The 12,549-nt window shown below is 59.0% G+C and carries 10 protein-coding genes and 1 pseudogene; 1 reads left to right on the forward strand and 10 read right to left on the reverse strand.

Going from position 1 to position 12,549, the window contains the following annotated elements; genetic code table 11:
• Nucleotides 1-196 precede the first annotated feature (196 nt).
• On the reverse strand, nt 197-718 hold the full coding sequence (locus ACVWW1_RS22000) for a thermonuclease family protein (protein WP_429031553.1): 522 nt from the start codon (nt 716-718) through the stop codon (nt 197-199).
• Here ACVWW1_RS22000 and ACVWW1_RS22005 point away from each other — a divergent pair.
• Nucleotides 608-1,399: a hypothetical protein gene (locus ACVWW1_RS22005; RefSeq protein ID WP_456660842.1), complete on the forward strand. Its 792-nt coding sequence runs from the start codon at nt 608-610 to the stop codon at nt 1,397-1,399. The two genes, ACVWW1_RS22000 and ACVWW1_RS22005, sit on opposite strands and share 111 nt — an antisense overlap.
• A gap of 4 nt (nt 1,400-1,403) precedes the next feature.
• On the opposite strand, the pseudogene ACVWW1_RS22010 reads toward ACVWW1_RS22005, so the two are convergent.
• The 9 genes and pseudogenes from ACVWW1_RS22010 to ACVWW1_RS22050 all read right to left on the reverse strand — a co-directional run.
• A pseudogene (locus ACVWW1_RS22010) lies at nt 1,404-1,448 on the reverse strand (hypothetical protein); the annotation flags it as partial.
• Complete coding sequence (locus ACVWW1_RS22015; protein ID WP_429031557.1) at nt 1,429-2,040, reverse strand: nucleotidyl transferase AbiEii/AbiGii toxin family protein; 612 nt, start codon at nt 2,038-2,040, stop codon at nt 1,429-1,431. The pseudogene ACVWW1_RS22010 and the gene ACVWW1_RS22015, both read right to left, overlap by 20 nt.
• Complete coding sequence (locus ACVWW1_RS22020) at nt 2,033-2,563, reverse strand: type IV toxin-antitoxin system AbiEi family antitoxin domain-containing protein (protein WP_456657415.1); 531 nt, start codon at nt 2,561-2,563, stop codon at nt 2,033-2,035. Before ACVWW1_RS22020 ends, ACVWW1_RS22015 begins: the two co-directional genes overlap by 8 nt.
• A gap of 558 nt (nt 2,564-3,121) precedes the next feature.
• A complete protein-coding gene (locus tag ACVWW1_RS22025; RefSeq protein WP_456657416.1) occupies nt 3,122-4,738 on the reverse strand; it encodes an AAA domain-containing protein in 1,617 nt (538 codons plus the stop codon).
• Entirely contained in the window at nt 4,713-8,126 is a 3,414-nt protein-coding gene (locus ACVWW1_RS22030) for an AAA domain-containing protein (RefSeq protein WP_456657417.1), read from the reverse strand. The genes ACVWW1_RS22025 and ACVWW1_RS22030 overlap by 26 nt, the downstream gene beginning before the upstream one ends.
• 189 nt (nt 8,127-8,315) lie before the next feature.
• Complete coding sequence (locus tag ACVWW1_RS22035) at nt 8,316-10,781, reverse strand: hypothetical protein (protein WP_456660843.1); 2,466 nt, start codon at nt 10,779-10,781, stop codon at nt 8,316-8,318.
• Nucleotides 10,702-10,992 (reverse strand): AAA family ATPase, encoded by a 291-nt coding sequence (locus ACVWW1_RS22040; protein WP_456657418.1) that lies wholly within the window; start codon nt 10,990-10,992, stop codon nt 10,702-10,704. Before ACVWW1_RS22040 ends, ACVWW1_RS22035 begins: the two co-directional genes overlap by 80 nt.
• Nucleotides 10,989-12,155, reverse strand: coding sequence for a metallophosphoesterase family protein (locus ACVWW1_RS22045; RefSeq protein WP_456657419.1), 1,167 nt, complete (start codon nt 12,153-12,155; stop codon nt 10,989-10,991). Before ACVWW1_RS22045 ends, ACVWW1_RS22040 begins: the two co-directional genes overlap by 4 nt.
• Before the next feature lie 152 nt (nt 12,156-12,307).
• Nucleotides 12,308-12,493: a hypothetical protein gene (locus tag ACVWW1_RS22050; RefSeq protein WP_456657420.1), complete on the reverse strand. Its 186-nt coding sequence runs from the start codon at nt 12,491-12,493 to the stop codon at nt 12,308-12,310.
• Between the last annotated feature and the right edge of the window lie 56 nt (nt 12,494-12,549).

Genomic DNA, 12,549 nt, shown 5'->3' on the forward strand with positions numbered 1-12,549 from the left:
CCGTCGCCGACCAAACGTTCCGAGCAGGCCGTCGCCGTGCGCTATGCCTTCCTCCGCACCCGCTACCTGTCTTCAACGCCCATAAGGCCCGGGCCAACAACACGCGGCTTCGTTCAATCCGGCTTCAAATCGCTCCCGCGCTGAGCAAGCGGTGACGTCGGCGACGCGGGACCGATTTGAAGCCTCTGAGATTCCATCAAGGATGAGCATTTGCATCGTCCGAACAGGCGGACGGCTTTCCACTTGCGCGGATGCATGCACGATAGAGCCATGGCTCGACGTAGCTGCCCTTCCAGAGTCCCTGGCCGGTGCGCTCAGCCTCGCGCTGAGCTTCGTGATATCTGCCCCTCGAGTATCGGAGCCAATCCAACGCAAGACCGTTGTGCACAAGCCATTCGCCGAGGTCCGCACCACCAACCGAGCAGGTCGCGACCGTGCGGCCATATGGGTCGAGGCTGACTGGGACACAATTGACGGGACGGCGGGCAATGAAGGCGTCAAGGTCGTTCGCGGCCTGCGCACCGCAACGATATTGTAAGCTGTCTTCGCCGCGGCACAGCTGGCCGCTCTCCGGTGCATCGATACCCCAAAGCCGAATGCGCACGCCATGCATTTCCAACGTGTCGCCGTCGATCACGCTGGCCTGTCCGACAAACTGATCGGCCAACGCCACGCTCGACATAATGGCGAGAATCAATGCGACAGAGGTTCGACGCATTCCGATGACCTTGTAGCTATCGCAAATCTCGCGGATTGGATTTCGGCCAGCTCTGAAGTGGTTTCAGCGCTGGCAGGTTCTCTGGCGGCTCGGGAAATGAAACTCCATGCCGCGCAGCCAGCGTCCTTCGACGCGAGCCCAGAACAGAAGTGCGTCCATCTGCCAAGTGGATTCATAAACCTTCCAGACGCCGTCATTCCTTATAACGTCGCCGGTCGCGTTAAATGGCAGGCTGTTCAGCTGGCAAAGCGCGTAAATTTCGTCCCGGCGCGCCCCTTGGGATGGGGCAAGGCGCTGCAGCGCTCTCTAACCACGATGATCATCGGCATGATCATCATGGTCGTCCCGGCTAAAGCGCGATCAGATTGGGTTGAATCGCCATCGCGCTTTAGCTCATTGTTTGAGCATGATCTTTTCGGAAAACCGCTTCACACTTTTCCGGATCATGCTCTAGGTCGCCTTCTCCCCGTCCCTCAGGGCTCGGGCTTCCTGTGCGCGCGGCATCAAGAACTCCGCAAGCGTCTTGGCCACATCCGTCAGGGGACCCGGGTCGACCGCGACCTGCCTGGTGAACGCCGCCCACTGATCCTTCTTGCCGGCGTCCTCGGTGAAGGCCGGGGTGAATGCGTTCCGGCGGTGCGGTCGGAATCTCGGTCTTGCGGCGCGCGAATGTCGCCTTGATGGCGCGGGCCAGCGTGTCGCCCTCGAACTTATAGGAGCGGATCAGCACCCAGACGTCGTACAAGTCTTTCAGGCGTGTGTTGGCGAAGCCGAGCGCGACCGTCGCCTGGAAATTTCTCGGCGATGACGGTCTCGCGCGGATAGGAGCGCAGCTTGGGCGCCGGAAAATCCAGCAGCACCGGGAGATCAGTTTCCTGCACGCCGGGCTCGATGGCGTCGCCGAATGCGATATCGATTACGACGCGAACGCGGGCATTATCGACCGTGGCGTCGCCCTTGATCCGGACGCCGCCATATTCGTTTTCGTCGCGGATGCGGTCGACGGTGAAGCTGGCCGGATCGAAGATGACGCCATCGACGGCGGCGATCTCCTTGAAGATCGCCAAGAGCGCGTCGGGATTGCCCGAGCCGAGAAGGTCGAGGTCGCGCGTCGGCCGGAACTGGTTGTCGACCCAGGTTGCGAGCAGCGTCGCGCCCTTGAGAGCGAAGCGGTTGCGATAATCCGTCGAGCCGAGGCGATAAAGGAGCCGTTCCAGCACGTAGTGGGTGAGGAAAAGGTCGAAGGGCTGGTCGCGCTCTCTGGAGAGCGTAAGCAGCCGCGTGCGAACCGAGGCAGCGACATTCTTGGGTGGGTTAGCCATTGGCGGTCATCGCTTCCATATAAGGTTGCATGACCTTCCAAACCCCCGCCTTGCGTGCGAAACCTGCGATCTCCGAAGGCTTGGCCTTACGGGTTCGCAGGGCCTCGCGCAGGCCTTCGAGCGCGAGGTTGAGGCCGGGTGCTGTGACGATAGCGTGTCCCGGCGCTCCGCTGGTAGCGAAAAAGATCGACGACGGTCTTGGCCGGGCTGAAGATTCTTCACCGGGCAACCTTCGATCGTATGGATCTCCACGCCCTCCTGAAGCCGCTCCGGGTTGAAACGAACGAACTGCATGGCTGGATTGGTTGGGAAGGGGCTGGCGGTCTTTGGGACCGATGGCGAGCCAGACCATCGAAGGAATGCTATCGGTCAGGTCATGGAAGGCGAGCGCCGAGGTCAGCGCGACGACCCCTTTGGGCACGCGCTTGGCGGCTTCGGCGAGGGAATGGTGCGTATCGATGGGCGCGTCGGGCAGTTGGTAGAGACCGCGCCCGAGTTGGACAACGAGGCCTTTTTCCTTCATGCGGGCGATAGTCGCGGCCGTGATCCCTGCCGTGGCAACCTCGGAAGGGCCCGATGCCGCGCTCCTTGAGGAGTTCGATGGCACGGTCTTGTTGGGTCGAGGATAGCTTGGCCGTGGCTCATGATCCGATTTGTCGGATATATCCTATTTATATCCTGCATTTCATATCATACGGAACTACCGCGTTATAGATATCCTGCGGAACAAAATCCGATCCTCTACGGCCCGCTTGCCGCGCCACAACTGGCGTGGTCGGCCGGCCATACTCTGCGCGCTCCGTTCTGCTGACAGCATGGGAATCTGACACAAGGTGTCCCAGAACGCGGGCCGCACCGTCATGGTCTGATATTGTGTTCGTCGGTCCTGCCGAGCCGCAATTGGCGGCCATCCGGCGCCAACGCAATGTATAGCTTCGTGGGGCAGCCTTCGTGCTTGCCCTAGCTGCGCAGGGTGGCCACGTTCCATGACGCGGCACTTTCCGCGACGAATCTAGCGGTCTCGACCGGGAATTCGCTGGGCCTCGTTTTAATACGACAAGACCGACGCGAGAAATGTCCGCTAAGCTGCCTGAGCCGACACGGTTTCCAACGAAACAAACAGAACACCGCGTTCTTTTTCGCCTGCCTGAACGGTTAACTCATCTCCTGGCGAGCCTTGCGACAGCGCCTGTCCAAGCGGCGAGGACAACATCAGGTAGCCATTGATCGGATCATCCGCGATGTCGCTTATTGTGAGAAATTCCGGCCGCGACGGTTCCACGTCGAGATACCGGATGACGACGCGGTCGCCAGGAGCTAATCGGTATTCCGAATCAGCGTCATTTGATGTGGGATCGAGTTCAGCTCGCAAGGCTGCTACCGAGATTGTCCTGTCTACCTGCGTCGCCGCAAAATCGCCTGACGTTTCTGCAGCAGGCGAAATGGCACGATGCTCGGAATAACTTCGATTGACCGGTTCGAGTCCGATCGGCTTAATATGCATACGATCGAGCGTCTGAATTAGATCGTCCATAACGCCTTGTTGATCGATCTGGTAGTTGGAACCGAAGCAGCGCCAAAAGCTCCAACCTACGCGCTCCAGGATGCGCTGCCGGCGCATGTCGTCCGCCCAACGCTCCGGGCCGTGATACCTGTCGCCGTCGCATTCGACAGCAAGACGCCTTCCACCTTCTCCCTCGACCACCATATCAATGGAAAACCCCACAGATCCCACTTGCGGAATGACGCGGTATCCCCGTTCGATAAGTGCCATAAACACAGCCCGCTCGAATTCAGACTGGCAGAGATCAATGAGGTCCAAGCTAGGGTTAACGACGTTCAGCATCGGCTCGCGGAAGTGTCCGATCACTTTCGATTTCAGGTCTTTTGGATTTAGCTCTTCCTCTTTCACGGACCGCACAAGCACCATCCGATCCCTTGCCCGCGACAATGCCACATTGAACCGCTGTTGATACTGAATGGATGTCTGCGATTGTTTGCGGGAACGATCGGCAATCATTGAAATGAAGACGATGTCGCGCTCGTCTCCCTGGAGGGACGCACTGTCACCGCACACAACGCGATGGCGCATCATGGCCGCTTCGCCGATGCGCTCCATCAGAAGCTTCTGAATATGCAGAGCCTGATCGACGCCGATAAGGGAAATGACCCCGATTGACCGCACCGATCCTTCGACAGCCGACGCCTGCTCGACGATCCCCGCAATCTCCTCAACGATAACTTCAGCTTCTCGCGGATTGACCTTGGATTTTCCTCGGCGCTGTCCATCCTCTACGTAAATATCGATCAGCGGCGGGTCCAACCGCTCACTTGGCTTTGGAATGCGAAGCGGCACCAGGTCTTGATTATAGAATTGCATCGAAAAACGTATGATGGGTTCGACACATCGAAAATGCTCCTTCAGCATGACGAATTTGGCGGGGAACATAACGCGCGCGAGATCGTAGATCGAAGACCCCGGTTCAACTTCCGCACGGAAAGGAAACTCGCTAAGGAAATTCTGTCGTAGGCGCGCGATGTTCGCGATCGACAGGAAAGCAGAGCTCGGACTGATCTGGCGGTCGTCACCAACAACAAGCACCTTTTTGCCGCGCAAGAGCGCTGGTAATTCGCGCGCATCGGACTGCGACGCTTCATCAAGGATCACGAGATCAAAACTGGCGAGGGTTGCAGGCAACTGTTCGGAGACGCGCCACGTAGGCATAATCCAGCACGGTACCGCCTCGTAGCAATTCTGCATGGCTAGACGTGCGTTCTGACGATGCAGTACGACCCTTTGCCCGGTCCACGGCCCCCAAACGCCGAATAATGTTGGCAAAACCTTGAAGGGCGGATTTGGCGGATCCCTTCATTGTAGCGGCAAGATTGAAGAAGGTTCTTTCCTTCACGAGCGTGGCGAACCCGTCGCGAAGAGCCTTCTCTACCTCCAACCGCTCCTGATGCAACTGGGCGAGATGACTGGTGGCTCCAATATTTTCGAGGTAGGTCAACCGCGCCGCCCATTCCCACGCCTCCCGCCAGTCCTTTGGCGCTGTTGGATCTGTTGCTTCGTTGGCAGGTTCGCTTCGTAGGCGCTCGGCCCATGCTGGTACTCCTGCCTTCGAGAGTTCGCCACAGGTGTTGGTGATGCGATCGAAGAAAGGCCCTAATGCACGAACATGACCTAGTTTAGAAAGAATACCCTGCCACACGCGCGTCAGCCGTTCGATATCCGCGTTCGGCTTTCCGATCAGTTCGGTCAAGAGTTGCCGCGCAAATCCTGCCAGATCGGTTTTGCTGCCGTCGAATTGTGCCACCGCTTCTGCAACGTTCTTTGCGACGGCGGCCAGCCTTACAGACGAAACGTGATGTGCTAATGCCTGAGAGAAGGCGGCAGTCGCCGTGGGATGCCGCAAAATCGCGCTCGCTTCATCGCGATTACCGAGGGCCACCGACAATTGCCTCGATACTTCGGCTATTTGGCCAGGCACGCCGGTCAGGCAGGCATGGAGCGTGTCGGAAAGTGTATCGAGCAGGAATACCGATTCTACCGCAAACGAGAGATCGTTTGGCCCTGATAGCTCCACCTTGAGCGTCTCCCAACGCGCCGATAGGCTCGTGACCGCACTGCAGAATTCAATGAATCGCTGAACGTGTTGCCAATCGTTCGGCGTGGTAGGCCGCAGGCCTGAAATTCTCACCGCTTCAAAAACGGGTTGATGACTCTTGGTGCCGAAGGCCATCAGTCCAAACGGGTTCTTTCCGATGCTGAGGGTTGCCAGAATTTGAGAGAGCTGTTTTGCAGGCGGCAATTCCTTCGGGAGATGGACTGGCCTTGCAATAAATGGCGCGCGCTGCGCCACTAAATCGCGCGCGTCGGCCAAAAATGCATGCGCGAGAGGTTCGAGTCGACCGGCCATTGCCGTTTGCTCGAGGATGGCCTCGGTCAACGTCCATGCCCAGGATTGGTCCCGGAGAGAGGATATGCTCGACGCTAGGCGCTGCAGCCGCTCGCCAAGCTCGGCAGCCTTGTCGATGCCAAGCGTTGCAATTGCGCGCCGGGTTAAAGGTTCGGAAGCCGCATTTTCGGCTGTAAGGGCTTGTGCCGCAATCAAATCGAGATGCCAGGCACGCACAGTCTCGGGATCTGGCAAGTTGGCGGGGCTAGGAAATTGTTCTCCCAGGTATTTGAGATCACCTTTGACCGTTCTGCGCGCTGTGAAAAGCGCGTCGATCTCGGCCAGGGTCACGCCCGTTTCCGAAAACGATCGCACCGGCCGATCCGAAAACCATGTATAACGCGCCTTGTCCTCAATCACCCGTTTGGCGGCCTCAAACGGCAGTTCGGTAGAGCCAGGTATCGGCAAGAGATGTTGGGTCGCAATTTTTGCAAGACGCACATCGATTTCGCCAAGGCGATTTCTGTCCGCAAGAATGTTGGCCTCAAGGTCGCGAATAATGTTCACCTGCCGCGCGCGGTTCGTATCGATCGTGTTAACTACCCCGAGCATGAGGCCGATCGCCTTCTCGACCTGCTTCATCCCCTCGCGTTCGGATGTTGTCACGCTGATTGCAAGATCGCGTACACCCTCGGGCAGTTGGTCCTGAATGACCCGTAGCGCAGTCTCTCCATGCGAAACGACAAGGACGCGCCGTCCCGTCGCCAGCATGTGGCTAATGATGTTCGCGATGGTGTGCGTTTTTCCGGTGCCTGGCGGCCCCTGAACCACGATCCCATCCGACTTCTCCAGGCGGCGAATGATCTCGACCTGCTCGTCGTTGAACGGCTTGGGAAAGAACAGGTCGCCATGATCCGGGTCAACCGCCCCCTCCTCTGCGTCCAGTTGGACCTCGCCGGCTGCGCCCAAGCGGTCTCCCAACGGCTTGAACATGTCGTCAACACCGTCGGTGGGACCCAGGACCAGCGTTCGGGCCGCACCTTCAATCTTAATCGGCTTGCTGTCCTCCGAAGACACTTCTTTCTTGAGACGCTCGATATCACGCAGTACGGAATTGCTCGACCGTCGGCGCGCATACAGCACGTAACGGTCGCTCACCGTCAGATATTCTCCCTCGGGCTCAGGAACCGGCTCAGATGCCGGCAGCGAACGGTGGTCGGGAAGAAACCGGCCTTCGGGGTCAAGCTGGCCACCGCAGATTTTTAGGATGGGCTCAAAGGTCTCCGCACGGAACGGGGAGATTCCTTCATTATCTGGCCCTTCCAGCGAGCGAAGGCAGCGCCGCGCCGCGTCTTCCGCCAGCACAAATCGCGCGCCGGCGAGCTTCTCAAACGGCCGAAGTTCAACGCGCGTCACACCGCTACGCGGGCGAACGGTAATGTCGGCGTTGCCCGTCTCGGCGATTTCAATTTCAACTCCGCATTCAATCATTGGAAGGTCGACGAGCTCGGAAAGGTGCTTCCATCGCGCTAGACCGATTCCCCACACCAACTCGATCGATTCACTGCCGCCAGACTGGAGTAATCGCTGTGCGATCTCGAAGAGCCGCTGATAAACGGCGATGGATCGCCTTCGCGGCTTCTCTACCTCGGACCAAAGCGACCAGGGGCCGGCACAGTATTGTTCAAGCGCGCCTTGAAGCGCCGGCCGATCCCCCAGACGCAACATAACATCGTAGAACTTTTGGTTGGGGGTATCTGATTTCTCCGTTTTCAGTGATGGGACGCAATCTTCCGGGCGTGCTTCGCAGGTCGCTATTAGCCGCTGCTGTTCCGCCTCGGGCACACGGATATGAAGTGCGTCGTGTATAACCGGAACGCGAAGCGGATCGTTAGAAACCTCGATCCACTCCTTGCCGGCGCCGTCAATCGCCGGCGGCGTCGTGCGCTGCAGGCGTTGAACCCGCAACCAGATCGGGCCGTCAGCGTCACTGGTATCGCACTGGATTGCAGGAAGTCCTACGATTTCATGCTGGTGAAGAGCGAAATGGGATCCATCGGCGAGTTTGTGCTGCGACAGTCGCGTTGCAACGCGCTCATCCAGCTTGACGAGCGCCTCGACGTAATCAAGCAGGCCCGCCAACCGCCGTGCGGCCAGTTCGTCTTCTACAGTTATTTGGGCGGGCACGGCGAGCGGGACCCCTAAAAGTTATGGACAGCTTTAGAGCGAATCGTTGCGTATTTTAGGCGCCCCTTCAACTGGTATGATCGTAGCACCACAACTCTCGCGAGGTTATTTTGCTGTTAACTATCCACTTCCGCATACCTCCCGCAAACAGCCGACGCCATTCAGTTGGCACCGAGCACAGCCCAAACCTCACGCCGCCTCCCGAATTTCCAACGGGGCGGCACCAAGCCGGGTGAAAAGCCGCTTTCGGCAGGTCAAAACGATAATCTGCACTTTGTCGCCAGCGCGCATCAGGACATCGAACATGCTTTCAATGCGGTCGTCGTCTGAAAAAGCGAGCGCGTCGTCGAGGATGACCGTGGCCGGCCGGCCCTGGCCGAGCAGCAGCTCGGCGAACGCCAACCGCGTGAGGACGGCGAGCTGCTCCTTCGTGCCGCCGCTCAGTACATCGAAATCCTCGCGTTGTCCGGCACGTTGAATCGCGGCGATGCGCAAATCCTCGTCGAGAACAATATTGGCTCCTGGCAGGAGCATTTTCAGGTAGGGCTCTACACGGCTGATAACCGGCGTGAGGTAGCGGGTCTTTGCCTCACCTTCGGCTGCTTCTAATGTCTGCGAAAGGAGTTTTAGGACAGCCGCCTCGTTCTCAAATTCGGCTACGGCGCTCGTGAGGCGATCACGTTCAGCCTCGGCGGCAAGAAGCATTTCTTCGACGCCAGCGCCTTCGTTAGCCTCGATCAGCGCGGTAAGGCGTGTCACCTCAATCCCGAGATTTGCGACCGACCGCTGGTGGTTGGCGGCGGCGCCTTCGAGCCGCTTAATTCGGGCGTCGATAGCCTCCACTGTTTCGCCCTGACCGCGCAGCTTCTCTGCCAACTGTTCATCCCTCGCAACGGCGTCACGTTCAAGGCTCTCTGCGTTTGCGGTGAGCTGCTCGTCGCTGGCGCCGGCACGTCCAGCTGCTAGGTCCGCTTTCTTGGTCTCGATCGTGCCGTTCAACCCAGCAAGACGTTCGCGCGCGCTCAGGAGTTTTTTGTCGGCCTGGGCGAGAGCGTCCTGAGGCCCTGCCAATTCAGCCTCAGCTGTCTCGATTTCGGCAGCAAACCGCGCGCCTTCTGCATGATTGTTGGCAATGTCGCTTGTCAAATCATCTTCGCCGGGAATTTCCGCAAGTCCGCATTTTTCCATCTCAACTCTGAGCCGGCCGCGCAACTCGCCCAAATGGCCCTTGAGAGCTTCCAGCCCGGCCGCCAACTTCTTCGTCCGATTTCCGGGAGCGAGATTTGCCAGCTCCTTGCCGACGTCTGCGGAACGCCGCAGATATTCCTTGCGCTGGGCCGCCGCCGTGCGCGCGGCGGCTAGATCCATGACGCCTGCAGTCTCCAAAGCGGCTTTCACTTCCTCTTGGGCGGCGTCCCGGCGTGCGACCAAGGCGGCACGATCTTTGATTTGAGGCTCTACCGTGATCGCGCCCACGTCTTGAATGGTGATTACTGTCTTGCCAAGGATTAGCATCGATGTTGCGGATGCATCGAGCGCTTTGCCGTCTAAGGCAACACTCGGCAGCGCGCTTTCCTCCAGGGAGAATGAAACAGTGGTCGCAACAGCGTTCGCGGCTGCATCCGCGGCCGATAGCTCCGTAACGGCCTCCTCGATCCTCGTTACGGCGGCATCGGTCGTCGCAGTAGCACCGATCAATTCCGAAAGCTTTCCCGCCTCGCACTCAAGCGAAGCGGCCTTATCGAGGGTCAGCTGATGCTGGATGAGTTCCGCATTCAGCGACACAATGGCACGGATACGCTCAAGATTCCGCGCTCGTTCGGCGTTCCGGCTTGTTTCACTGCGAAGATCAGAGAGCTTGGCTTCGCCGGTATCGACGGAAGCCTGGGCGTCGGCCTTCGCAGCAACAGCGCCGGCGCTTGCCGTATTCAGATCGCTGAGTTGCAACTCGAGCGATTCCAGTTCTGCAACGGCTTTGGCGCGATCATCAACCGATCTCCGGGCTTGTGTTGCGCGTTCGCGCGCGAGCTTGGCCGCGTCCATCGCACTTCGAAGCTCGGCAGCGTGTGTCGCGGCAACCGTGCGCTTGGTCCGTTCTGCCTCGACTTCCAGGCGGTACGCCGCGTCGTCCCAGCTATCCGTTTCCTGTTTAAGCTCGCGCTTATTTCGCGCAAGATCTTCCATCAACTGAAACACTGACTGCCGCTTCGCTTCGAGGTCGGCGGTCTCCTGCTTGCTCTCGGCAAGCCGATCCATTGCGTCCTTGAACTTCCCGCGCGGTCCTTTCGAACTCCGTAGCTTTTCAAGGGCGTCTCTGATGGCTTTCGGAATTTTCTGGCCTCGCGTTCCACCTGTCACAAGGCCTACCTGCGCTTCCAGGCAGCCTTGCATGGTGCGCTGGCCATGCTCGTCAAGCGCCGCATCACCGAAGGATTGCCCCTGCTGCACCCAAAGCGTTCCCCAGATACCAGGCTCGCCGCCGCTGCGACTGCCGGCAAAGCCGAGAAGGCGCTGCAATTCCGCCTCCGCTGCGTCGTCCTCGAACAGCCGGCCATCCGAGCAGGTCAAGGTTGACTTACCAGCTTGTCCCGCGAAACGCTTGTGAATGGTCCAGCCCTTGCCGTCGATGTCGAAGGCGAGCTTCACTTCGGGCACGGTGCCGTTGACGAAGTGGCGAAACGCCTTGACGTGCGCAGCCGTCGACTTGGCCTTTTCGAAGAGTGGCGCCGTTGATGGCTTTCAGCAGGGTCGATTTGCCCAACTCGTTTCGCCCCACCAAGACATTCACGTTGTCGCCAATGTTGTCGACGCGGATGGTTCCGACAAATTTGCAGAAGTTGGTAAGCTCAATCGATCGGATCTTCATGACCGTGTCCCCTGACGAAGGTGCTCGATGTAAAGACGCTTGAGAGCAAGGGCGGCAAGCGACGCCTGGCCTTGATCGGATAAGATTGCAGCCATGGCCTTGAGGCGGTCTGCTGCCACGCGCACAAAGCCGCCGTGATCGATCTCATCGAGATCCTGGTCGGTCGGATTGAGGACAAGGCCGGCCTCGTCAAAGCGCAGGCCGCGAAGCGCAGCTCCGACGCTCTGGAGGATTTGTTCCTCAAATTTCTTACGGCCGGCGAGAGACACCGCGCCCGTAACCCGGAGATCGACGACGATTTTGCTGAGGTCTGAATCGAGCGCACGAAGCTCGCTTTCGAGCAAATCCACTTGTGCATCTTCGGTCAGGACCTTCTCGACCCTGTGCCATTGGTAACGGCCTGTCGGGATTGGCGAGACCACCGGCAATGCATTTGAGCTGTTGACCTCGACAAGAAGCGCCGAACCGCCGTTGCAGTGCGAGGAGACGGGATTTGGCGGAAGCTTGAACTGGTCGGCCTCGGGCGTGCCGCTATACCAGCAACGGTCGTTCACCCGCATCTGCCGATGCCAGTCACCCATCGCAAGGTAGCAGAGGCCCGCGCTGTCCGCGCGGCTTGGCGCCACGTAGTTGCTGGCTTCACCCTCTGATCCAAAGCCTTGAATGGAGCCGTGCGCCATGCCGATACGGATCGCACCTTCCGGCGTTGCCTCCTTATCCATATAGGCCGTGAGATCGTCCGCGCTCGACGTGAAACGAAGGGGCGCAGGCAACACAAAGATAGGAGCGCCACCCTCGTCCGCGATCTGCACCGCACCCGTCTGCGTATGCACGGTCACATTCGAGGGGAGCTGCATGCGGACAATCCGATCCCATAGTCCGTTTTCACGGAAGTGATCGTGGTTTCCCGGCATGAGATGCCATTGAACGCTTTTGAACGCGCGCATGTTCTCAATGGCCCGTGCCAAGGTCTGTTGAGACATCTGTTGTTTTTCGTAGATGTCGCCGGAAATGAGGACCGCCGTCGCGCCGGATTTAACCGCAGCCTCCCCAAGGGTCCGAACGACGGCCTGACGTGCATCCTGCAGGGCGCTCGCAACCTCCGGCTCGAAATAGCCAAAAACCTTGCCGATTTGGAGATCGGATGAATGGATGAATTTCATGGTAGACGCCCTCCCCTTAATTCTCGCTAGAGTAGAGAGCAATGTGCTCCTGGCCTAGCGGGAAGCCCAGTTATGCCCATTTCGTTTTTGTCTTCTGCGAACCGGTTCTTCGCAGTGAAAGGGTGAACGCCCGCCGAAGCGGGCGTTCAGGCTTAGGCGTATTGGTTGAGCACCCAGGTGACGGCTTTGCCGTCGTAGGGGGGCATCCGGTTGCCCTTCGCGATGGGTGCGGTCGTGCTCGGCGAGCCGTCGACCTTCCAAACACCGCTCTCCGGGCATACTTCTCCGGTGCGGGCCTTAGTGCCAATCGGGGCACGTTTTGCTGTAGCAGTACTCATGTCTTACTTTCCTCATAGGTTGGCAGGTCATCCCGGCTAGGCACGCCTTGACAGGC

This window comes from Bradyrhizobium sp. JR3.5 (assembly GCF_054057015.1).

Coding starts and splice junctions, on each gene's coding strand:
- ACVWW1_RS22020 (WP_456657415.1), bottom strand. CDS start 2,563: ATGAAGGAAAAAGGCCTCGTTGTCCAACTCGGGCGCGGTCTCTACCAA.
- ACVWW1_RS22005 (WP_456660842.1), top strand. CDS start 608: ATGCATTTCCAACGTGTCGCCGTCGATCACGCTGGCCTGTCCGACAAA.
- ACVWW1_RS22000 (WP_429031553.1), bottom strand. CDS start 718: ATGCGTCGAACCTCTGTCGCATTGATTCTCGCCATTATGTCGAGCGTG.
- ACVWW1_RS22040 (WP_456657418.1), bottom strand. CDS start 10,992: ATGAAGATCCGATCGATTGAGCTTACCAACTTCTGCAAATTTGTCGGA.
- ACVWW1_RS22050 (WP_456657420.1), bottom strand. CDS start 12,493: ATGAGTACTGCTACAGCAAAACGTGCCCCGATTGGCACTAAGGCCCGC.
- ACVWW1_RS22045 (WP_456657419.1), bottom strand. CDS start 12,155: ATGAAATTCATCCATTCATCCGATCTCCAAATCGGCAAGGTTTTTGGC.
- ACVWW1_RS22015 (WP_429031557.1), bottom strand. CDS start 2,040: ATGGCTAACCCACCCAAGAATGTCGCTGCCTCGGTTCGCACGCGGCTG.